This window comes from Paenarthrobacter sp. NPDC090517, assembly GCF_044769165.1.
Lineage (GTDB): Bacteria > Actinomycetota > Actinomycetes > Actinomycetales > Micrococcaceae > Arthrobacter.
Genome location: NZ_JBIVXN010000006.1, coordinates 229234 through 252703, shown reverse-complemented (window position 1 = coordinate 252703; position 23470 = coordinate 229234). Strand labels below are relative to the sequence as shown.

At 62.8% G+C, this 23470-nt stretch carries 15 protein-coding genes; 6 read left to right on the top strand and 9 right to left on the bottom strand.

Annotated features, from left to right (window positions below; genetic code table 11):
- Window positions 1–24: 24 nt before the first annotated feature.
- The 9 genes from ACIQTW_RS18300 to ACIQTW_RS18260 all read right to left on the bottom strand — a co-directional run bounded on the left by ACIQTW_RS18300 (window position 25) and on the right by ACIQTW_RS18260 (window position 12100).
- The gene (locus tag ACIQTW_RS18300) at window positions 25–1926 is read right to left on the bottom strand and encodes a biotin carboxylase N-terminal domain-containing protein (protein WP_402939834.1); all 1902 of its coding nucleotides are present in this window, start codon (window positions 1924–1926) and stop codon (window positions 25–27) included.
- 60 nt (window positions 1927–1986) lie between these two features.
- The gene (locus ACIQTW_RS18295; protein WP_402939832.1) at window positions 1987–2658 is read right to left on the bottom strand and encodes a Maf family protein; all 672 of its coding nucleotides are present in this window, start codon (window positions 2656–2658) and stop codon (window positions 1987–1989) included.
- A gap of 245 nt (window positions 2659–2903) precedes the next feature.
- Window positions 2904–5429 (bottom strand): MMPL family transporter, encoded by a 2526-nt coding sequence (locus ACIQTW_RS18290; RefSeq protein WP_402939830.1) that lies wholly within the window; start codon window positions 5427–5429, stop codon window positions 2904–2906.
- A gap of 1 nt (window position 5430) precedes the next feature.
- On the bottom strand, window positions 5431–6147 hold the full coding sequence (locus tag ACIQTW_RS18285; protein ID WP_402939828.1) for a TetR family transcriptional regulator: 717 nt from the start codon (window positions 6145–6147) through the stop codon (window positions 5431–5433).
- A 138-nt stretch (window positions 6148–6285) separates the two neighbouring features.
- Window positions 6286–6726 (bottom strand): YbjQ family protein, encoded by a 441-nt coding sequence (locus ACIQTW_RS18280; RefSeq protein WP_402939825.1) that lies wholly within the window; start codon window positions 6724–6726, stop codon window positions 6286–6288.
- A 94-nt stretch (window positions 6727–6820) separates the two neighbouring features.
- Entirely contained in the window at window positions 6821–8254 is a 1434-nt protein-coding gene (locus ACIQTW_RS18275; protein WP_402939822.1) for a dicarboxylate/amino acid:cation symporter, read from the bottom strand.
- A 260-nt stretch (window positions 8255–8514) separates the two neighbouring features.
- Window positions 8515–10197: a DUF885 domain-containing protein gene (locus ACIQTW_RS18270; RefSeq protein WP_402939820.1), complete on the bottom strand. Its 1683-nt coding sequence runs from the start codon at window positions 10195–10197 to the stop codon at window positions 8515–8517.
- Window positions 10198–10262: 65 nt separating this feature from the next.
- Window positions 10263–10520, bottom strand: coding sequence for an acyl-CoA carboxylase epsilon subunit (locus tag ACIQTW_RS18265; RefSeq protein ID WP_402939817.1), 258 nt, complete (start codon window positions 10518–10520; stop codon window positions 10263–10265).
- Entirely contained in the window at window positions 10517–12100 is a 1584-nt protein-coding gene (locus ACIQTW_RS18260; protein WP_178996528.1) for an acyl-CoA carboxylase subunit beta, read from the bottom strand. Before ACIQTW_RS18260 ends, ACIQTW_RS18265 begins: the two co-directional genes overlap by 4 nt.
- Window positions 12101–12317: 217 nt before the next feature.
- On the opposite strand from ACIQTW_RS18260, the gene ACIQTW_RS18255 reads away from it, so the two are divergent.
- The 6 genes from ACIQTW_RS18255 to ACIQTW_RS18230 all read left to right on the top strand — a co-directional run bounded on the left by ACIQTW_RS18255 (window position 12318) and on the right by ACIQTW_RS18230 (window position 23461).
- The gene (locus tag ACIQTW_RS18255; protein WP_402939814.1) at window positions 12318–13208 is read left to right on the top strand and encodes an SDR family oxidoreductase; all 891 of its coding nucleotides are present in this window, start codon (window positions 12318–12320) and stop codon (window positions 13206–13208) included.
- 68 nt (window positions 13209–13276) lie between these two features.
- The gene (locus tag ACIQTW_RS18250) at window positions 13277–14227 is read left to right on the top strand and encodes a biotin--[acetyl-CoA-carboxylase] ligase (RefSeq protein ID WP_402939811.1); all 951 of its coding nucleotides are present in this window, start codon (window positions 13277–13279) and stop codon (window positions 14225–14227) included.
- Window positions 14220–14813: a PH domain-containing protein gene (locus ACIQTW_RS18245; RefSeq protein WP_402939808.1), complete on the top strand. Its 594-nt coding sequence runs from the start codon at window positions 14220–14222 to the stop codon at window positions 14811–14813. Before ACIQTW_RS18250 ends, ACIQTW_RS18245 begins: the two co-directional genes overlap by 8 nt.
- A complete protein-coding gene (locus ACIQTW_RS18240) occupies window positions 14803–15981 on the top strand; it encodes an adenylate/guanylate cyclase domain-containing protein (RefSeq protein ID WP_091466255.1) in 1179 nt (392 codons plus the stop codon). The genes ACIQTW_RS18245 and ACIQTW_RS18240 overlap by 11 nt, the downstream gene beginning before the upstream one ends.
- Window positions 15982–16332: 351 nt before the next feature.
- Window positions 16333–22422, top strand: a complete 6090-nt coding sequence (locus ACIQTW_RS18235; protein ID WP_402939804.1) for an Ig-like domain-containing protein — start codon at window positions 16333–16335, stop codon at window positions 22420–22422.
- Window positions 22423–22489: 67 nt separating this feature from the next.
- Window positions 22490–23461 carry an AAA family ATPase gene (locus tag ACIQTW_RS18230; RefSeq protein WP_402939801.1) on the top strand — a complete coding sequence of 324 codons (972 nt, stop codon included), beginning with the start codon at window positions 22490–22492 and terminating at the stop codon, window positions 23459–23461.
- Window positions 23462–23470: the final 9 nt, after the last annotated feature.

Sequence of the window (23470 nt, the reverse complement as noted above, 5' to 3'; positions counted from 1 at the left end):
TGAGCTTGAACGCCGTTGCATAGATCAACGCAGCCGCTGGCTTGTACAAGACGAAAGCGATGATCCAGCCCACGCAACGCTGGAACCACCGACGGTCTCGCCTGCGGTGGCAGCGAGGCCGCGCACGGTACCGGCCTTGTGGGCGGTCAGCGGTTGTTCCATCTTCATGGCTTCAAGGACCACGATCAGGTCGCCCTCAGCCACAACATCACCCTCAGAAGCTGCCACCTTCACGATGGTGCCCTGCATAGGGGACGTCAGTGCGTCGCCGCCCGCAGCCGCAGCCGTTGCACCAGCTGAACGGGAGCGCTTCTTGGACTTGCCGGACTTGGTGCCCGAACCGCCGGAAACCGCGGCGATGCTGCCGCCCAGACCGGACGGCAGGACGACCTCAAGCCGCTTGCCACCAACCTCGACGACGACGCGCTGGCGGTCACCGGCGTCGGACGTTTCAGCGCCCGCGCCGTTGGCAGACCAAGCAGGGATGCTGTTGACGAACTCGGTCTCGATCCAGCGGGTGTGAACCTTGAAGGGTCCTTCCGCCGGAGCAAAGTCGGGATCGGTGACTACTGCGAGGTCGAAGGGGATGACAGTGGGGATGCCCTCAACCACCATCTCTTCGAGGGCGCGGCGTGAACGCTGGAGGGCTTGCTCGCGGGTGGCTCCCGTGATGATCAGCTTGGAGAGCATGGAGTCGAAGTTGCCGCTGATGACGTCGCCCTGCTCAATGCCGGAATCGATCCGGACGCCGGGGCCGGTCGGGTTCTTCAGCGTGGTGATGGTGCCGGGGGCGGGCATGAAGTTGCGGCCCGGGTCCTCGCCGGTGATGCGGAACTCGAAGGAGTGGCCGCGGACTTCGGGGTCCTCGTAGCCCAGGGCTTCACCGCGGGCGATGCGGAACTGCTCACGGACGAGGTCGATTCCCGTGACTTCCTCGGACACGCAGTGCTCCACCTGGAGGCGGGTGTTGACCTCGAGGAAGGAGATGGTGCCGTCCTGGCCCACGAGGAACTCGCAGGTGCCGGCGCCGAGGTAGTTGGCTTCCTTCAGGATGGCTTTGGAGGACTCGTAGAGGCGCTTGTTCTGCTCTTCGCTGAGGTACGGAGCCGGGGCTTCCTCAACAAGTTTCTGGTTGCGACGCTGCAAGGAGCAGTCCCGGGTGGAAACCACCACAACGTTGCCGAAAGCATCGGCCAAGCACTGGGTTTCGACGTGGCGCGGAGCATCGAGGAAGCGTTCAATGAAGCACTCGCCGCGACCGAAAGCTGCGACTGCTTCACGGACCGCTGATTCGTAGAGCTCGGGAATCTCGTCCATGGTGCGGGCCACCTTGATGCCGCGTCCACCGCCGCCGAAGGCTGCCTTAATGGCGATAGGCAGGCCGAATTCCTCGGCGAATTTCAGGATTTCGTCGGCGGATTCCACGGGGTCAGCCGTGCCGGGGACGAGGGGTGCGCCTACTTTTTCAGCGATGTGGCGGGCCTGGACCTTGTCACCCAAGGCCGAGATGGCTTCCGGGGAGGGGCCGATCCACGTGATGCCGGCGTCGATGACCTTGGCCGCGAATTCGGCGTTTTCGGCGAGAAAGCCATAGCCGGGGTGGATGCCATCGGCGCCTGACTGCTTGGCGACGTCGATGATCTTGTCCATCACCAGGTACGACTCGGCAGCGGTGTTGCCGCCCAAGGCGTAAGCTTCGTCGGCGAGGCGGACATGGAGGGCGTCACGGTCGGGGTCGGCGTAAACGGCTACGGAGGCGATGCCTTCGTCCCGGGCGGCTCGGATGATGCGGACCGCGATTTCGCCGCGGTTGGCAATCAAGACCTTGGTGAGAGGGCTGGAAATGGGCTGCGCCGGGTTAGCTGACAAGTTGTTGACTCCTTCTGTCCTTGAGGAGCCTAGCGTGATTGTGAGGGTTCCGCCCATATTGATGGGGGATTCCGTGTGTGAGGCGATGTTCCTTTGTAGGGTTGCTACAAACCGCTTCTACTGGCTCTTCGCGTCCCATAGTTCCGTAATGCCCACGTTCGCATGGACCAGCAGGTCCCGGAGGGTGGAGATGGAGAGTCCGACGACGGCGTGCGGGTCGCCGTCCACCTTACGGATGAAGGCCCCACCCAAGCCGTCGATGGTGAATGAGCCGGCGCAGTGAAGAGGTTCTCCGGTGGCGATGTAGGCGTCGATGTCCTGGGTACTCATTTGGGCGAAGTGGACCTCAGCGCTCGATACCGCTCCTACGGTGGCGCCCGTGCCTTCAGGCGTTTCATCTGCGTCTGCCTCTTCGTCCGCGTCGGCGGCGGTGTCCCGACAGTCAACCAGCCAATGGCCCGTGTGGAGCACTCCCTGCGAGCCGCTCATCCGCAGCATCCGTTCACGGGCGACCTCCGCGGTGTAGGGCTTGCCGTGGGACTCGCCGTCGAACTCGAACACCGAATCACAACCGATCACCAAGGCACCCTCGGCTTCCGGGAGAGCCGCAACGGCCTCGGCCTTGGCACGGGCCAGCAGGAGTGCGGTGTCGTGGGCGTTCGTCACTCCGTATTTGGCCTGGACCGCATCCTCGTCGACGTCCGAGACCAGGACGTCGTGCTGAATCCCGGCTTCGGTGAGCAGCTTGGTACGGGCGGGGGACTGGGAGGCAAGGATCAATCGGGTCACGGTCCCAGCCTAGTACGGCCCTCTCTCACATCCCGCGTGCTTGACGCGAACGCTCGTTCACGTTCCGCGTGCTTGACGCGAACGCTCGCTCACGTCCCGCGTGCTTAAACCGAACCATCTCTCACATCCCGCGTGCTTGACGCGAACGCTCGCTCACGTCCCGCGTGCTTAAACCGAACGCTCGCTCAATTGCCTCAAGCAAGTGAGCGAGCGTTCGAGAATATTGGCTGTTATGTGAGAGAGCGCTAGTGGACGAGTTCCTCGGCGTCAGCCTTCCGGCGGTCACTGCGGTCCAGCTTGGCGCCTTCCACATCCACATCCGGGAGGATCCGTTCCAGCCACTTGGGCAGCCACCAGGCCTTCTCGCCCAGGAGGTACATCACGGCGGGAACAATCGTCATGCGGACCACGAAGGCATCAATCAGCACACCGAATGCCATGGCGAAGCCGAGGGGCCTGACCATGGTGAGGTGGCTGAAGATGAAGCCGGAGAACACGCTGACCATGATGATCGCGGCCGCGGTGACCACTGCTGCGGCGTGGCTGAAACCGGAGCGGACAGCGTGCTTGGCGGACTCGCCGTGCATGAACGACTCCCGCATGCCGGAGGTAATGAACACCTGGTAGTCCATCGCCAGGCCGAACAGCACGCCGATCAGGATGATGGGCAGGAAGCTGAGCACAGCACCCGGATTGGCGACGTCGAAGATGCCTCCCAGCCAGCCCCACTGATACACGGCAACCACGGCGCCGAAAGCAGCGGCCAGCGAGAGCAGGAATCCGCCGGTTGCCAGCAGGGGCACCACGATGGAGCGGAATACCAGCAGCAACAGCAGCAGGGAGAGTCCCACGACAATCGCCAAGTAGGGCGGCAGAGCCGCGCCGAGCTTGTTGGAGACGTCAATGTTGCCTGCGGTTTGGCCTGTCAGCCCGATGGTCACGTCCAGGTCGTCCTGAATTGCTGAGCCCTTGCCGCGGAGATCGGACACGACCTGCACGGTGCCGGCGCTGGCGGGGCCCTCCTTCGGGATGACTTGGAAGACGGCGGTGCGGCGGTCTTCGCTCAAAGCGACCGGCACAGCGGCGATGACGTTCTCAACGCTGCGGAGCTGGTCCGCGACATCGAATTGCTTGTTCTTGGCATCGTTCTCGCTGAGGCCTTCGGGGAATTCGCCCACGACGACGATCGGTCCCGTCACGCCTTCGCCGAAGCTGCTGCGCGTGAGGTCGTAGGCCTTGAAGGCTTGCGAATCCACCGGCTCGGAGCCGCCGTCGGGAAGTGCCAGCCGCAGCTGTGACGCCGGCAACGCCAACGCGCCCAGCAGCGCGACGCTTGCCACGAGGGCAACCCAAGGGTGACGTGTGACCATACCGCCCCAGCCCCCGCTGCTGCGCTTCTCCTCGCGTTCGCGGTCCGCAGCTTCGTGGCCGGGCTCGGCGTTGTGCTTGGCAGCTTTGGCCCAAGCGCGCTTGGAGATGAGTCGGCGGCCGATCAGGGCCAGGACGGCGGGCGTCAGGGTCAATGCTACGACGACGGCTACGCCGACTGTCGCTGCGGCCGCAACACCCATCACTGCGAGGAAGGGCAACCCGGGAACCACCAGCGCGGCGAGGGCGATGATGACGGTGAGGCCGGCAAATAGCACGGCGTTACCGGAGGTACCGGTGGCCAATGCCGCAGATTCCTCGGCGTCCATACCGGACAGGAGCTGCGTGCGGTGGCGGTTGACGATGAAGAGGGAGTAGTCAATGCCAACCGCGAGGCCGAGCATCAGGGCAAGCATGGGCGAGATGGAGCTCATGTCGATCACGCTGGTGAGCGCGAACGTTCCACCGACACCCACGGCGACGCCGATCAGCGCCATCAATAGAGGCAGGCCAGCCGCGATAAGAGTGCCGAGCATCAGGATCAGGACAAGGGCAGCCACTGCGACGCCCACGATTTCTGCAATGCCGAAGATCTCAGAGACGTCCTCGGTGATTTCCTTGCTGGCATAGGCCGTGACGCCGGCGGAAGAGACTTCGTGGACGATCTCCTGGACTTCCTCGCGCACGGCGGGGTCAACAGCGTTGATGGAGGTCTTGAACTGGACCTGCGCGATTGCAGCTCTGTTGTCACTGGAGACAAATCGCATGCCCTCAGAGGCCTCAAGTTGTCGCTTGCCGAGGGCCAGCGTGGCGGCGCCGTCGGCTGCTTCCTTGGTTCCGGCGTCGAGCTTTTCCTTCCCTGCGGCGAGTTCCGCGCGCTGCGGAGCCAGCTGCGCTTCAATCTGTGCCGGGGTGAGGCCAGCTGCGGCCAGTTGCTGCTCAGCCCCTGCGAGTTGGGCTTCGCCTGCAGTCAGCTGGGCGCGCGCGGCGTCCAACTGGGTTTGGCCCTCGGCAGCCTTGGCTTCGCCGGCAGCGATGTCCGCGGTGGCCTTATCCAGTTGCTCCTGCGTGGTGAACGGGTTTACGGTGCCCTGAACGTCAGGCATGGCTTCAAGCTTGGTGAGCGCAGCGGCAACCGCGTCCTTCTTGGCTGGGTCGAAGCCGGCATCTCCTGCGTCGAAAACCACGCTGGCGGAGCCGCCTGACGATTCGGGCAGGGCCTCTTTGAGCTTGTCAGCCATCTGCTGGGTTTCGGTGCCCGGGATGGTGAAGTTGTTGGACATGGTGCCGTGGAACGCTGCGGCCGAGCCGCCCACTGCCACCATGACGGCCAGCCATATGGAGATGACCAGCCAGCGGCGGCGATACGAAAATTTGCCGAGACGGTAGAGGAACGAGGCCATGTCAGAACCGATCTTTGGTGGTTGGAACGGAAGGTGAGGCGTGGAGGGAAGCGTCCGACGGCGGCGCGAAGCCTGCACCGAGAAGGCCCATCGCATCGATGAGGTGCTGGCGGAGGACTGCGAGGGATTTGGGGGAAAGGTCCGGTCCGTGTTCGGCGAACCAGACGGTCATTGCCGCTTTGCCGCAGGAGATGACGGAACCTGCGAGGGCGTGGAGGTAGAGCTCACTGATGCCGGCGCCGAGCCTGCCGCGGGCAGCGTCAATAATCTGCTCGGTGCAGTGTTCCCAGGCTTCAAGCTCGGAGCGGGCCAGCTGGCGGTTGTCCTGCGTCAGGCTGAACAGCTCGGCCATGGGAGCCACGGACATGGGATCGGCCAACGCCATAAGGGCGGCCTGCGCGGATTCGAGGATCGACTCGTCCGCCGGGCGTAACCGGAACTGCTCCAGCGCGTGGTCCATAAAGCCGTCGGCAACGGAGGCCAGTGCGGCTTCGAGGCTGGGGAAGTAGTTGAAAAAGGTTCGCCGCGAGACACCCGCGCTGGCCGCGATGTCTTCCACGGTGAAATTCCCGGACCCGTTGCTGCGCAAAAGGTCCAGGGCTGCGGAGGCGATGGAGCTGCGGGTGGCCGCCTTGTTGAGTTCGCGCCGTGATGGGGTAGCGGGCTCAGCAGCGGTGGACGACTCCGCAGTGGCTTCCCGGCTACTGGTTTGGGTCACTTACTTACACTAAGTGCAAGTTTGCACTCTGCGCAATTTGGTGGTCCTTGGGGCACGCGAAAAGTCCCGCCCTGGTTCGTCAAGCCCACCGTTGAACGGGGTGGCGGACGAACCAGAGCGGGACTCGGCAGCGTGGGGCTAGAACTGTGTTGGGGGCGCCGGGGGAGCGGGTGGAGCCGGCTGACCCTGCTGGGACGACTGTTGGGCTGCGGTTTTGGTCAGGTAGATGGACTGGCCCGTTGCTCCGGGCTCACCCTCGCCCAGCGGCAGCACGTACACCGCGGTTCCGTAGGCACACACTTCGGTCCAGTTGGTGCCCATTTCCGAGGTGTCGAAGCGCATGGCCACAATAGCGTTGGCACCACGCTGCTGCGCCTCGTTGACCATGCGTGCCATGACTTCCTGGCGGCTTTCGTAGAGGGCCTTGGTCATTTCGGGCAGCTCGCCGCCGCCAAGGGAGCGGAAGCCGGCAAGCATTTGCGACCCGATATCGCGTGAACGGACAGTGAGGCCCATGACTTCGCCGAAGACGGCGTCGATGCGGTGGCCCGGGATTTCGTTGGAGGTGACGATCAACATGGTCCGAGCCTATCCAGACTTGCGCTCTTAAACGGGGAAATCCCCCGGGGAGAACTCCCCGGGGGATTTGAGCCATTGCAAAAAGCGCTGGGTCTTAGGCCTTTGAATCGGCCAGTTCGCGGTCGTTGACTTCTGCCGCTGCCTTGTCGGCGGCGAACTCATCCGCGAACGCTGCACCGTTGCGGGGTGCGTTGTAGAGGGATTCGTCCAGGATGCCCTGGCGCTTGGCCACGATGGCCGGGACCAATGCCTGGCCCGCGACGTTGACGGCGGTGCGGCCCATGTCCAGGATCGGATCGATCGCCAGCAGGAGGCCGACGCCGGCAAGCGGGAGGCCCAGCGTGGACAGGGTCAGCGTAAGCATGACGACGGCGCCGGTGGTGCCTGCCGTAGCGGCGGAGCCGAGGACTGAGACCAGAACGATCAGCAGGTACTGGCTGAAGTCAAGGTTGATGCCGAAGAACTGTGCCACGAAGATCGCTGCGATAGCCGGGTAGATCGCTGCGCAACCGTCCATCTTGGTGGTGGCGCCCAGTGGGACAGCGAAGGAAGCGTAGCCGGAAGGGACGCCAAGGTTCCGCTCGGTGACGCGCTGCGTGAGCGGAAGCGTGCCGATCGAGGAGCGGGAGACGAACGCCAGCTGGACAGCCGGCCAAACGCCGGAGAAGTACTGCTTGACGGACAGGCCGTGGACGCGGACCAGAATGGGGTAAAGGACGAAGAGCACCAGGGCCAGGCCAATGTAGATTGCGGCGGTGAACTTGCCCAGGGAGCCGATGGTGTCCCAGCCGTAGATGGCCACGGCGTTACCGATCAGGCCGATCGTGCCCAGCGGGGCGATGCGGATGATCCACCACAGGACCTTCTGGATGACTGCCAGCGCGGATGCGTTGAACGTCAGGAAGGCTTCGGCCTGCTTGCCCACCTTGAGGGCGGCAACGCCGATGGCGATTGCGATCACCAGGATCTGAAGCACGTTGAAATTGACGGCAGTGCTGACTGTGGTGGCAGCGTTGGCGCTCTCGGTGACCGTGGAGCTGGCGCCGAGTCCAAGGAAGTTCTTGGGGAACAGGCCGATCAGGAACGCCCACCAGTCACCGGTCTTGCCGGCGTACTTTGCCTCTTCGGTGATACCGGTTGCGGCGCCTGGTTGCAGGAGCACACCCAGGCCGATGCCGATCAGTACCGATACCAGCGAGGTAATGGCGAACCACAGCAGAGTGTTCCACGCCAGCCGCGCAGCGTTGGACACCTGGCGCAGGTTCGCAATGGAGCTCACCACGGCGGTGAAAATCAAAGGAACGACGGCGGTCTGCAGCAACGATACGTAGCTGGAGCCAATCGTCTGGAGAGTAGCGCCAAGGCCGTTGGGAGCAGTCTTGGTGCTGCCCGTGTACTTGGCGATGAGGCCAAGGACGAGGCCGATGATAAGGGCTGCGATGATCTGGACGCCGAAGGAACCGGCCCACTTGGGGAGCCGGAAGCCGGTCTTGCCAGCTGCTGGGGAAGTGTTGGTTGAGGTGCTCACCGGAACACGTTAGGTGCATCGCAAATAACATAGCGAACGGACGTTGAGAAATGTTACGCCGCTACAGGCTCAACCAGCTCACGGAGCCTTCTAATAACGCCGTATGGCTGCGGTTGTGTGAAGTTATTCCCGGCTGCGATGTGGCGATGATCTCCAGGCGCCGGTACGGCCCACGGCCGGGCATCCGACAGTGTGCGTCAAAGCGACGAAGGAGCAGCACACCGAGGATGGCCGGCCTTCGGCCGTGGCACACCGGAAGCTCACCCAAGCAACGCCCGCCGCAGAACGTCCAAACCAACCGAGCCAATATTCAGTGCCTTGCTGTGGAAGGACTTGAGGTCGAAACCTTCGCGGGATTCAAGCTCTGCACGGATCTGCTCCCACAGGCGCTGGCCCACTTTGTAGGAGGGGGCCTGGCCCGGCCAGCCGAGGTAACGGGTGAACTCGAACTGGAGCTGGCCTTCGCTGATGTCGAGGTTGGCTTTGAGGAAGTCGAAGCCCTTCTCAGGAGTCCAAGTTCCCGTGCCCCAGCGTTCGGGAACAGGCAATTCCAAGTGGACGCCGATGTCGAACACCACGCGGGCAGCACGCATTCGCTGGCCGTCGAGCATGCCCATGTGGTCGCCCGGGTCCTTGAGGTAGCCCAGTTCAAGCATGAGCTGCTCGGCGTAGAGCGCCCAGCCTTCGCCGTGTCCGGACACCCAGCAAACGTTGCGGCGCCAGTTGTTGAGGAGTTCGCGGCGGTACGTTGCCGTGGCCACCTGGAGGTGGTGGCCGGGAACGCCTTCATGGAACACTGTGGTGGTTTCGGACCAGGTGGTGAAGGTGTCTTCGCCCGCCGGTACGGACCACCACATGCGCCCGGGCCGGGAGAAGTCGTCGGACGGGCCGGTGTAGTAGATGCCGCCCTCGTCGGTGGGCGCGATCATGCACTCGAGGGTTTTCATGACGTCGGGAATGTCGAAGTGGACATCGGCGAGCTCAGAGACTGCACGGTCGGAGAGCTCCTGCATCCAGCCCTTGAGGGCGTCCGTGCCCTTGATCTGGCGGGCGGGATCGTTATTGAGAATGCTCTTGGCTTCCTCAATGGAGGCGCCCGGTTTGATCTGGCCGGCAACCTTCTCCTGCTCGCTGATCAGCCGCTCAAGCTCCTGCACGCCCCAGGCATACGTTTCTTCCAGGTCGACTTCGGCGCCAATAAAGGAGCGGGAGGCCAGGGCATACCGTTCACGGCCCACGGCATCCTTCTCCGGGGCTACGGGAAGGAGTTCGTCCCGAAGGAACTCGCCCAAGGCGCTGTACGCCGAACGCGCGGCTGCAGTCCCGGCGTCGAGCTTTGACTGAACGTCCGCAGGCAGCGGTTGCCCACCAAGGGAAGCGGATGAAGCCATCTTGGCGAAGAAGCCGTCTTCTGAGGCGTATCGGCCGGTCTGCTCAATGACAATCCGCACTTGGCGGGCGGCGGATACTTTTCCGGCGGAAGCGGCCGAGCGAAGGGACGAAATATAGCCCTCAATGGCACCGGGAACGTTGGCAGCGCGGCCCGCGATGTGTTCCCACTGTTCCACCGTGTCCGTGGGCATGAGGTCGAAGATGGCGCGAATGTCCTGGGCGGGGGAGGCGATGTTGTTGAGGTCGGCTGCATCCCATCCGGACTCGTGGATCTCCAGGTCCAAGCCGAGCCGCTCGCGCATGGCGTCGAGGGTAACGGCGTCCACATCATCGGAAGGCTCAAGGCCCGCCAGGGCATTCAAAGCCAACCTTGTGGCCTCCGCATGCGCCTCAGCCCCGGCAGGCGAGTAGTCCTGATATTCCGTTTCGTGTCCCGGCAAGCCCAGTGTGGTGGCGAAGCCGGGATTGAGTTCGATCAGCTTTTCTGTGTACGCGTCAGCCACGGCATCGATGGCGGACTTGGGGCGTACGGGAGTGTTTGCAGTAGTCACCCACAGAGCCTAGCCGCGACAACGCTTACGTGAAAGGGTTGTTGAACTTTCTACAGACGAGGGAATTAACCCCGGCTGCGCTTCCAAGCACCCGGACCCGGTGTGGGGTCCAGACGGAGTTGTTGGCGACGCACCCAGTGACGGACGTTCGGCTTGGACGAGGCCGCTTCCTGCTGGACGCCGAGTGAAACCACGACGGCGGCAAGCGCCGCGAGCTCTTCGGCCGTCGGTTCGCCCTTGACCACCGAGAACATCGGTTCGGCAGGCGATTCGGCGGCTGCTGCGTCAGGCGCCAAATCCGCGCGATGCTTGGGCGCCATCACAGCGGGATATTTCCGTGCTTCTTGGTGGGCAGGCTCGCGCGCTTGTCCCGGAGGGCCCGGAGTCCACGAATGATCTGCAGGCGGGTATCCGACGGAGCAATAACTGCGTCGACGTAGCCCAGCTGTGCTGCCTGGTACGGGTTGAGTAGTTCTTCCTCGTAGCCCTGGATGATCTCGGCGCGCTTGGCCTCCACGTCGCCGCCGGCTTCGGCAACGGCAGCGAGATCGCGACGGTAAAGGATATTCACCGCACCCTGGGCGCCCATGACACCGATCTGCGCGGTAGGCCATGCGAGGTTCAGGTCTGCGCCCAACTTCTTGGAGCCCATCACGATGTACGCGCCACCGTAGGCCTTGCGGGTGATGACGGTGAGCTTGGGAACGGTTGCTTCAGCGTAGGCGTAGAGGAGCTTGGCGCCGCGGCGGATGATGCCTTGGAACTCCTGGTCCTTGCCGGGGAGGAATCCGGGGACGTCAACCAGCGTGATGATGGGGATATTGAAAGCGTCGCAGTGACGGACGAAGCGGGCAGCTTTCTCCGAGGCAGAGATGTCCAGCGTTCCCGCGAACTGCATGGGCTGGTTGGCCACGATGCCCACGGTGTGTCCCTCAACGCGGCCGTAGCCGATCATCACGTTGGGAGCGTAGAGCGACTGCATTTCCAGGAAGTGGGCGTCGTCCACAATCTGCTCAATGACTTTGCGCATGTCGTATGGCTGGTTGGCGGAGTCGGGGATCAGGCCGTCCAGCGCGTGGTCGTCGTCGTTTAGTTCCAGTTCCTGGTCGTGCTCCACCACGGGGGCCTCGGACAGGTTGTTAGAGGGCAGGAAGTCCAGGAGTTCGCGGACGAATTCGATCGCGTCGGCTTCGTCGGAAGCCAGGTATGTGGAGGTGCCGGTGGTGGCGTTGTGCTGCCGCGCGCCACCGAGGGTTTCCATGTCCACGTCCTCACCGGTCACGGTCTTGATGACGTCAGGTCCGGTAATGAACATGTGGGATGTCTTGTCCACCATGACAACGTAATCGGTCAATGCGGGGGAGTAGGCCGCGCCGCCGGCGCACGGGCCCATGATGAGGGAGATCTGGGGGACCACGCCGGAAGCGTGGACGTTGTTGCGGAAGATGTCCGCGAACATCGCCAGCGAAGCCACGCCTTCCTGGATGCGTGCGCCGCCGCCGTCGTTGATCCCGACAACCGGGCAACCGTTCCGGAGGGCGAATTCCTGGACCTTGACGATCTTCTCACCGTTGACTTGGCTCAGCGAGCCGCCGTAGACGCTGAAGTCCTGGCTGTAGATGGCGATGAGGCGGCCATCCACGGTTCCGTAACCGGAGACCACGCCGTCACCGAGCGGCTTCTTCTTTTCCATGCCGAAAGCGGTGGAGCGGTGGACTGCGAGGGCGTCGAACTCGACGAACGATCCGGGATCGACCAGGAGGTCGATGCGTTCGCGGGCGGTGTTCTTGCCGCGGGCGTGCTGCTTTTCGATTGCTTCCGGGCCGGAAGGCTGTTCTGCACGGGCCTGGCGGTCGCGGAAGTCGGCAATCTTTCCCGCTGTCGTTGTCAGATCGTGGCTCATCAAGTGTCTCCGGCTCTGTAGCTGATATTCGCTGGCGCAATCCCGGGCACGGACAAGTAGCTGACTTAAGTAGCTTCCGTACAAAGAACAGGCCCCGCAGGCCAGTCTAGTGACGCCTTTGCCGCGAACCGCTGTAGAAACCCTACAATTTTCCGTGTCCAAGCCAAAGCCAGCGCTATGTTACCCGCCAGTAACATGGTTGGGTTAGAGTGTCCCCATGACTTCAAGCAACGGCGCTTCCTCCGCCTCAACAGAGGGTCACACGCAACGCACCAGCCCCTACGTGGCCACCGCTTCGCTCAAGGGCAAGACCATCCTTATGTCCGGCGGCAGCCGCGGCATCGGCCTGTCAATCGCCACACGCGCGGCCCGCGACGGTGCCAACATTGTGCTCATGGCCAAGACCGGCGACCCCCACCCTAAACTCGAGGGAACCGTCTTCACCGCCGCGGAACAATTGGTCGAAGCAGGTGGCCAGGCGCTGCCGCTCGTCGGGGACGTCCGCAATGATGACGACGTCGCCGCAGCAGTCGCCGCCGCCGTCGAACGTTTCGGGGGCATCGACGTCGTGGTTAATAACGCTTCGGCGATCGACCTTTCCCGTACCGACGCTGTGGACATGAAGCGCTACGACCTTATGCAGGACATCAACGTCCGCGGCACGTTCCTGCTGTCCAAGCTGGCCCTGCCCGCCTTGCGGGAATCCAGCCACGGCCACATCCTCACCCTGTCCCCGCCCCTTAATCTGGACCCCAAATGGGCGGGGATGCACTTGGCCTACACCATGGCCAAGTACGGGATGAGCCTCACCACGCTGGGACTCGCCGAAGAACTGAAGAACGACGGCGTCTCGGTCAATTCACTCTGGCCATGCACCTTGATTGACACAGCCGCGATCCGCAATATGCCCGGTGGCCAGCAAATCGTCCAAGCGGCCCGCGGACCGGAGATCATGGCCGATGCCGCGCACGCCGTGCTGACGGGTTCGGGTGGTACCGGGCATTTTTATACAGACGAAGAGGTGCTGCGCGCTGCCGGCGTTTCGGACTTCACTCCTTACAGCCTCGGCGCGCCCGAAGACCGCTTGGTGCCGGACATCTTCCTTTAGGGGGATTCATAGCCCTTTTTCAGCGCAGCCATCATCCGGGGACCGTCGCAACTGGATAGGATTCAGCTATGGATGCCGAACAGCCGGAGACTAGCGAACCCAAGGACTTGTCCCGAGAGGCCACGTCCGGGCAGTCCCGTTCCGCTGTGGATCGTGGGGCATTGGACCGTGCGGCGCTGCTCCAGCCGGACTTCTTGTCGGCTACCGGTATCTCACAGCTGAACATTGTCGATTCCACGGGATCCACCAACCAGGACCTCGTAAGGGCCGTGACGGTGGAACCGAAAAAGTGGGCCGACCTTTCCGTGTTGACCGCCGAACACCAGACAGCGGCGCGCGGACGGCTTGACCGCCACTGGGAATCACCCGAGCGATCGGCAGTGTCCGTCTCCATGGTGCTGCGCCCCGTCACGGCAGAGGGCATGCCGGTTCCGACGCAGAGCTACTCCTGGCTTTCGCTGCTGGCTGCGGTTGCTTTGCGAGAAGCCTTGCAGGAAACGGCCGGCATCACCGCGGAGATCAAATGGCCCAATGACGTGCTGGTCAATGGGCGAAAGGTGGCTGGCATCCTGGCCCAAATGACTCCGCTGGGCGACGGCTCCGTTCCGGCCGTCATTCTGGGCGTTGGCCTCAACGTGTCCTTGGCTGAGGAGGAACTTCCGGTTCCTACGGCAACCTCGCTTGCCCTCGAAGGGGCCACGACGACGGACCGCACCGCGCTGCTGAAGAGCTACCTTTCCCGCTTTGCCAGGTTGTACCGCAGTTTCTGCAACTCCGAGGGAGACCCTGCAGCGGGCTTGGTGGGTGGCCCGTCGCTGCACAAGCGCGTTGAGTCTGCAATGGTGACGTTGGGCCGCGAAGTGCGGGCGCACTTGCCCGGGGATCACGAACTCGTGGGGCACGCCTCGCGCTTGGATGAGCACGGCTCTTTGCTGGTGGTGGACCACGGCGGCAGGGAGCACGTAGTGACAGCCGGAGATGTGGTGCACTTGCGCGCCACAGAAAGCGGTTATGCGTAAAGAGTTACTTCCGGGGGAGCAGGTCATCACGATCACGCGCCAACAGGGCCGTTCACTCTTCTTTCCGGTATTGGCCTTCATCGCGGTTCCTGCATTGACGGGTTTTGCTTGTGCTTGGATCGTCAGGGAAAACCCCCAGCGCCTGGCGCCGTTCATCACTGCGGAATGGACGCCTTGGCTCGTGGGTACCGTTGTTGTGCTCGCGGGGTGGTTCCTCGCGGCGTACAGCCTGAAACGAGTGTTGCGGTGGCGGTCGATCAAGTACGTCCTGACGAGCAGGCGGGTGCTTGCCAAAAACGGAATGTTTCGGCGGAGTGATTGGCAGGTATCGCTGATGGCTGTCCGCAACGTGGGTGTCCAGCAGAGCATGCTCCAACGGGCATTGCGCTCAGGGAATATATCCTTGGATACCGGGCACTCCGGAATAGCCGTCCTGGCCGATGTTCCCGAAGTGGGGAAGTTCCGGGGATTCATTCTTGACGCGATGGACGAACTCCCGCAAGGTGAGGTTTTTGAGGGCGAAGTACTGAGGGATTTTGAAGAATTGCCATGGGAGTTGAGAGAAGGTGGAAGAGATGAGCGTTGAGGATCAGCAGTCCGGCGAGGACCTGGACCAGGAGTTCGACGCCGTACCGGAACCTTCCGTCGACGAGGAAACTGAGGTCGGGCCTGCTCCGGCGTCGGTTCAAACAGGTCCGCCCACTGGTGTGATGTCCGCGGAGCGCCTGGCCATTAAAGCGCTTGAGGCGAAGCTCCTGGGCGGAGAACGCAAGCTCCGACGTCGTGAAGTTGCTGCCGGCGCGGGCGTGTCAATCCTGTCGGCGCGCAAAATCTGGCGCGCGCTGGGATTCCCTAACTTTGGGGACGAGGACGTGGCGTTTACTGAACGCGACCAAGCTGCCTTATCCAGCATCCTGGACTTGGTCCGGGCAGGGCTCCTGACAGAGGAAGCCGCGATCTCCGTTACCCGTTCCATCGGCCAAATGACGGACCGCATGGTGGTGTGGCAAATCGAAGCCTTGGTGGAGGACATGGTTTCCGAACAGGGAATCCCTGATGCCGTGGCCCGAAAACAGTTGGTCGGGCAATTGCCTGCCCTGGTGGATTCCCTCGAAGAGATCCTGGTGTACTCCTACCGCCGCCAGCTCAACGCCGGCGTTCAGCGGCTTGCCGTTCGGGCGGAGGCCGGGCTGCAGGCCAGCGAGGAGGGCCGCGAGGGCGACGAGGATGATTCGCCCTTGCCCCTGGCCCGTGCCGTGGGATTCGCTGACCTTGTCTCTTACACCAGTCTGTCGCGCCGCATGAACGAGAAGACGCTCGCCCAGCTGGTGCAGCGTTTTGAGAACAAATGCGCCGAGATCATTTCCGTGGGTGGTGGACGGTTGGTCAAGACCGTGGGCGATGAAGTCCTTTACATCGCGGAAACCCCCGCGGCCGGAGCCGAGATTTCCCTTGCCTTGGCGCAGGCGTTCACGGAGGACGAGATCCTGCCACAGTGCCGGGTATCCATGGTGTGGGGCCGTATCCTTTCCAGACTTGGCGATATCTATGGGCCCACCGTTAACCTTGCTGCCCGGCTGACAACGCTGGCGCAACCCGGGACGGTTCTCGTGGACGCAATGACTGCAGCCGCCCTTGGACAGGATGACCGCTTCGTCCTGGTTCCCCAGAAGTCGGAGAACGTCCGTGGCTTCGGTGAGATCCATCCCGTGATGCTCGCACGCGGACGCGGCAAGGGTCTGGTGCTGGACTAAGCCCCTGCGGCGCCAGGGCATCACTGGGCTCTGAGAACTGCGTCACGACTTAGCAAAACGATGGATTAACCCGGTAGTCTGCATATCTGTGTGTTCCCGGCACCGGGCTAGCCCGGGCCGGGCCGGATAGTTCTCCCCATCGCGCCCTCCTCTCCAAAGGCCGTAGGCTGTCAGTGCCAATGGATAGCCCGGTCTCGGGTTCCTTGGCTGGCCGTCTGGCGCGTGGGATAGTCTTGGGGACTAAAAATCCCGCCGCCGTATGGGGGTACTGCGGAATGCACGGCTGCCGACACATGTCGGTTGGCCTGGACGTCGCTGGGGGCGGCTGGACACAAAGGGAATTCTGGAGCTGTGACAACTTTCTTCGGCAAGCTGGGGCTGAAAAGGCGTCAAAACAAGAAATTCATAGCGGGAACTGCTGCCACCGCGGCGGGCGCTTTGCTGATCACCGGAGCAATTCTGTACCCGGGGTTCAAGACCACCGAGGTGGACTTGAACGACGGCGGCGTGTGGGTCGTGAGCAAAACCAAGAACGCAGTGGGCCGGCTGAATTATCCGTCCCGCGTCCTTGATGGTGCCGTCACCCCTGCTACTACTACCTTTGATGTGCTGCAGCACGATGGCAACGTTTTCGTAGACGACGAATCCGGCTCCACCATCAACCAGGTGTCCGCTGCAAACCTGAAGCTGGGTGGCGATAAGCAGCTGCCGTCGTCGTCGCAAGTCAGCTACGGCTCCACCGTGCTCTCGGTGACTGACCCGGCCCGCGGCAAGGTCTGGGCTTTGTCGCCCTCAACCGTCAACGGCTTCGACGAAGAAGGAACAGAACCTGTACTGACCGGTTCCCCGGGCATGGTCTCTGCCGTGGGATCCGACAACCGGATCTACACAGCGGATCCTGGTAAGGGTGAGATCACAGTCACCACGGTGGATGCCAATGGGGAACGGACTGACTCGCAGGTCAGCAAGGTGGACGAGCTCAAGGGGTCCGGCGACCTTCAACTGGCCGTGGTGGGCGATAAGCCCGTGGTCCTGGACGCCGCCTCGGGAAACCTCTTCCTGCCGGGCGGCCGCAGGCTGCAACTTCAGGATGCCCGCGAAGCCAAGCTCCAGCAGAGCAGTCAAGACAGCAGCTACGTCGCCATTGCCACACGAAAGGCCCTGCTGAAGCAGCCCTTGGACGGGTCCACTGCCGCAACAGTGAATGCTGACGGTGAAGGAGTACCCGCAGCTCCGGTCCAGGTCAGCAAGTGTGTTCATTCAGCGTGGTCCGGCGCCAACAAGTACGTCCGCGACTGCGACAACGACGCCGATGACAAGAAAAACGACGTCCCTAAAGCCAGTGCCTCCCCAAGCTACGTTTTCCGTGTGAACAGGGACCTGGTAGTCCTCAACGACGTGAACTCGGGCAGCGTGTGGCTGGTCAACCAGAACATGCAGCTGGTAAACAACTGGGACGATGTTGTCCCGCCCAAAAACCAGTCCGATGACCAGGACCAGGAGTCCGCGGACAACAACACCATCAACGTCCTCCCGGACCGCACCAAGCCCAACCGTCCGCCCGAGACCAAACCGGACGAGTTCGGTGTCCGGCCGGGCCGGACTTCCATCCTGAGCGTGCTGGACAACGACTCAGATCCCGACGGCGATGTCCTCACCGCGTCAGTGGGCGCCAATGGTCCCAAGATGGGTGCGCTGGAAAACATCTACGGAGGTTCTGCCTTCCAGATCAAGGTCCCGGCAGATGCCAAACCGGGCACGGAAGTCTTCGACTATAACGCCGCCGATGGCCGCGACTTGTCCGCCGGTGGCAAGGTCACACTGCGGGTAGTGGCTCCTGAAGAGAACAAACCGCCCATCTTCAAGCGAGGCGAGCCCACCACGATGCTGGTTGAGCAGGGCAAGTCCGTCAGCCAGAACATCCTGACCGACTGGATGGACCCCGACGGCGACGACCTTGTCCTGTTGGATGCAAAGTCTGACAACGACCAGGACCAGGTAAAGGTACGTCGAGACGGCCTTCTGACCTACCAGGACTCCGGTGCAGCACCGGGCAAGAAGAACGTCACCGTCACTGTCTGGGATGGCAGGGCCACCACCACCGGCCGCATCGTAGTCAATGTGCAGCCGCCGGGTGCCCTCGCGCCGGTGGTCAACGCAGACCACGTCACCGCAGTTGTGGGCCAGGACCTGGTCATCGCACCTTTGAAAAACGATGTGGACCCCAACGGTGGAGCCCTTCGTGTTGCTCATGTTGAGGCCGCGGGCCCCGCTGAGCTCGGCCCGGTAACCGACGGTGGTACGTTCACGTTCCGGAGCACCACACCCGGCCCGATCTACTTGACATACATCGCCAGCAATGGCCCCCAGAGCAGCCAAGGGCTGATCCGTGTGGATGTTGAGTCCGGCAAAGATGCCGGAGCTCCCGTCGCGGTCCATGACGTTGCCCTGCTCCCTGTGGGCGGCAGCGTGCTGGTTGATCCGCTGGCCAACGACTCCGATCCTTCGGGCGGCGTGCTCGTCCTTCAGTCCGTCACCGTACCCGACGGCTCTTCGGCATCCGTGAGCGTGATCGACCACAGCGTCCTTCGCGTTACCGACGTTCTCGGAGCCAAGGAACCGTTCGTCTTCAGTTACACCATGTCCAACGGCCGGGCCTCAGCTACCGGCACAGTGGGCGTTGTCCCGGTGCCCGCTCCCGCCGTCGTCGAGGCTCCCCAGCCCAAACCCGACGAAGTCAACGTCCGCGTGAACGACGTCGTGACGATTCCGGTCCTGGACAACGACACCCACCCGCAGGGTGAGGAGCTGTCCGTGGATCCGGTGCTGGCGCAGAGCATCCCGGAAGAGGACGGCAAAGCGTTCATTTCCGAGAAGACCCTTCGCTTTATTGCCGGACCCACGCCCAAAACCGTGCGTGCCATCTACAACGCAGTGGATCCGCAGGGTCAGAAGAGCGCCGCGGCAGTCACCATCCACATCCTGCCGCTGGAAGGTACCCAGAATTCGCGCCCGCAGCCGCAAAACCTGACGGCACGCGTTGTGGCGGGTGGTAGCGTCCGGATCCCGGTTCCGCTGGATGGCATAGACCCCGACGGCGACTCGGTGCAACTTACCGGCATCGACAGCACACCCACCATGGGAACCGCGACGGCGGGCAGCAGCTTCATCGACTTCGTCGCCGCCGGTGACGGCGCCGGTACCGATACGTTCCGGTACAAGGTGATCGACCGCCAAGGTGCGGTCAACACCGGAACGGTGACGGTGGGCGTCGCGCCGCGTGGCGAGGACAACCAGAAGCCTGCTCCTGTCGATGACGAAGTCAAGGTCCGCCCTGGCCGCCAGATTGCCGTGGACGCGACCGCAAACGACACCGATCCCGATGGTGACATCATCCGGATCCTGACGGACAGCATCGAAGCAGACGCTGGACTTGAAGCCCAGGTCAGCAAGACCAGTGGCCGGATTCTGGTAACCGCTCCCGCTGCGGAGGGCACCGTCAACGTTCGTTATTCCGTTGCCGACGACCGCGATGCCGTAGGGCAGGCCAGTATCCGGGTGGTAGTCCAGAACGATCTCCCGTTGCAGGCGCCGATTGCCCGTGACGACCGCGTGACCTCTGCACAAACACTCGGTAAAACTGCCGTTGATGTTCCCGTCCTGAATAACGATGAAGATCCGGACGGCGTGGGGGAGAACCTCAAGGTATCTACCGGGTTGGAAACCGCGCGTCCCGGTCCCGAGGGCAACGTCATTGTTGACCTCACGGAGCAGCCGCAACTGGTGCCCTACACCGTGGAGGACGTGGACGGCCAGAAGTCCACGGCAATCATCTGGGTTCCCGGTATTGGCCAGCAGGTTCCAACGCTCGCCAAGGACGAGGTAGTGGAACTTGTCTCAGGCCAGTCCGTCACGGTAAATCTCGCGGAATGGGTCAAAGTGCGTGACGGGCGCTCTCCACGCCTAACCCAGACCGACCGCATCAAGCTCATCGGTGCCGACGGCAGCGATCCCGTAGCCAACGGTGGCACTGCCCTGAAATACACGGCAGGCGCGGAGTATGTTGGCCCCGGTTCCATCAGCTTCGAAGTCACTGATGGAACCGGTCCGGACGATCCCAACGGTCTGAAGTCGACGCTCAGCATCCGAACCAAAGTGCTGCCCGACCCCAACAAAAACAACCCGCCCGTTCTGCTGGGGAGCGACCTGGAAGTTCCCAAGGGTGACTCTGCAAGCCTCGACCTGGAGAAGCTGACGTCGGATCCGGACTCGGATGACGTGCAAAACATGAGCTACGAGCTGGTGGGCGCAGCCCAGGGCGGCTTCAAAGTGAACGTGGAAGGCAAGACGCTCAAGGTCTCCGCGGATGATTCCCTGCAGATCGGGCAGTCGGGGACCGTCCAGGTAAAAGCAAAAGACCGCCGCGGGCTCGAAGCTGTGGCCACGTACAAGCTGTCCTTGTCGGCCTCCAACCGGCCAAAACCGGTGGCAAACGACGACACTGAGCCGGAGGCACAATCCGGAAAGCCTGTGACAGTCAACGTGTTGGCAAATGATTCCAACCCGTTTCCTGAGACTCCACTGAAAATCGTCTCAGCAGTCACCGAAACGGGCCAGGGAACGGCTGAAGCGGCCGGGGACAGCGTGACCGTCACAGCCGCGGGCGGATTTACGGGAACCATGGTGGTTGCGTACACGGTGCAGGATAAGACCGGCGAGATCTCCCGCTATGCCACTGCCCGCATCCGGTTGACCGTCAAGGACAAGCCGGCAGCACCAACCACGCCGCTGGCACAGTCCGTGGGCGACCAAACCGCCTTGCTCACATGGAATGCACCGGCTGACCGTGGCTCGCCTATCACCAAGTACACCGTGTACGGAGAGAACGGCTTCAAGCAGGACTGCCCCGCGAATACCTGTACGTTGACAGGCCTGACCAACAATGTGAAGTACCACTTTGCCGTTACCGCTACCAATGCGATCAATGAATCCGAGCGCTCTCCGGTGTCGGCTGAGGTCCGTCCGGACGTCAAGCCCGACACCCCCGTTGCACCCACGTTGAAATTCGGCGACAAGCAGCTGTCCGTGGCGTGGGTTGCTCCGGCAAGTAAGGGTTCGCCCATCAAGTCCTACGACCTTGAGATTTCGCCTGCTCCTGCCGGCCAGAACCCGCAGATTCAGAACCTCACGGCCAACAGCCATGTTTGGACGGGGCTGACCAACGGGGTGGCTTACAAGGTCCGGGTCCTGGCCAGGAATGACGCAAAGGAACCGTCCGAGTGGAGTACCTACTCGGCTGCCGAAACTCCTGCGGGAGTGCCGGCGACCCCGGCGGCTCCTTCAGTTGCGGGTGCCGGATCCGTGGGTACACAGAGCCAGTTGCAGGTCAGTTGGGCAGCACCGAACAATAACGGTGACGCTGTGTCTGCCTACACCTTGACCACCTACCGGGGTGGTGCGGTGGTTGGTACCCAGTCGGTGGGAGCAACCTCGCAGAACGTCACTGTCGCTAATGCCGAAGCGGACTATACATTCACGGTGTCGGCAACGAACAAAGCCGGTGTCAGCGGTGTCAGCCAACAGTCTGCGCCTATTCGGGCTGCAGGAAAGCCAGGCACTGTGGGTAGTGGCTCGGTGACCGCAACCGGTTCAAGCGGCCAGCTACGGGTGACGTTTACGCCACTCACCGCGGCGGAACGGAACGGTTCCCAGGACAACGAGATCACTTATCGCTGGCAGACCGCCAGCGGTTCCGGTCCCATCGGACGCGGGGGCGGCGACATCGGCGGCCAGCCGAACGGCACCAATGTGGTGGTCAACATCATCGCCACGTCGGTGAAGAACGGCATGGCCGGCGATGCCAAAAACATCGGCACAGGCAACCCCTATGGTCCGCCGAACGCACCTAACGTCAGTGGAGGCAAGTCAGCCAAGGGTGACGGCCAGGTGCATTGGACATGGAACAACCCGAATATGAACGGCCGACCCTTGGATCACTACGAGGTAAGCCTGGACGGCGGCGGATGGACCGGCGTGGGGCAGGCGAACAGCTTCGATGCACCCGGTGGAGGCTGGGAAAAGACCCACCAAATCCGGGTCAGGGCCGTCACGGTGCTTGCTGGGCCCCACAGCAGCCCCGTCAACTCGACCAGCGGCGTCGATCCCACCCCGCCGCCTCCGCCGCCCGCGCCGTCCCAGATACAGGCGCACAACAGCACCTGCCCGGGAAAGCCTGGTCAAACGGATAGTTACAATCCGAGCGGGCCTTCGTGTGGAGTCGGCTGGGTGGAGCGTTCTTGGGGCAAAATCGACGTCACCTGCAGGCAGGACATTTATCGCAACGGGACGGCTTGGTACCAGCTCAAGGGATCACCTAAGGATGGCTGGTTCGTCAAACCCATCACGGTTGACCTTTACGGCCCCGTTCCGCCGCCTTGCTGACCCATTGCCTGGCTTCAAGCAACAACTTCAACCCGACACCCCAATACCCGAGGAACAGGATCAACCGATGACCATGACAAACGAGCAGGCCGCGTGGTTTGCAGAAACGTTCGAGAAGCTCGTTGCCAACGTGGGCAAGGCCGTGTTGGGCAAGGAACACGTCATCCGGCTGACGTTCACGGCCATGATGGCCGAAGGCCACGTCCTGTTTGAAGACGCGCCGGGCACGGGTAAGACCTCCCTCGCCCGTGCCTTGGCCGCAACGGTTCAGGGGTCGCACAACCGCATTCAGTTCACGCCGGACCTCCTGCCGTCTGACGTGACGGGTGTGACCATCTACGACCAAAAGACCCAGAAGTTCGAGTTCCATAAGGGCCCGGTGTTCAACAACATCGTCCTGGCTGACGAGATCAACCGTGCTTCTCCTAAGACGCAGTCCGCTTTGTTGGAAGTCATGGAGGAATCCCGCGTAACCGTGGACGGCACCACGTACGAGGCCGGCCGCCCGTTCATGGTCCTGGCTACCCAGAACCCCATCGAACAGGCAGGCACCTACCGCCTCCCCGAGGCTCAGCTCGACCGCTTCCTGATCAAGACTTCCATCGGCTACCCGGATCACGCTTCCACCGTCCGTCTGCTGGGCGGCGCGAACCTGAAGGACCGCTCAAAGGACCTCAACGCGCTGATCACCACCCAGGCCGTAGCGGACATGGCCGACCTGGCAGCCACCACCCATGTGGATACCGCCGTGCTGGAGTACATTTCCCGCCTCTGCGAAGAGACCCGCAACGCCTCGGAAACGCGGCTTGGTGTTTCTGTTCGTGGCGCTTTGGCCATGGTCCGCGCTGCGAAGGTGTGGGCAGCCAGCCAGGCCCGCAACTTCGTGCTGCCGGATGACATCAAGGAGCTCGCACCGGTGGTGTGGACGCACCGTTTGGTGATGGACCCTGAAGCCGAGTTCTCCGGCGCAACGCCAGAGGTGGTGCTCAACCGCGTCCTCGCCGATGTCGCCGCCCCGCAGCAACGCGCGAGCGCCTAAACACTTCAC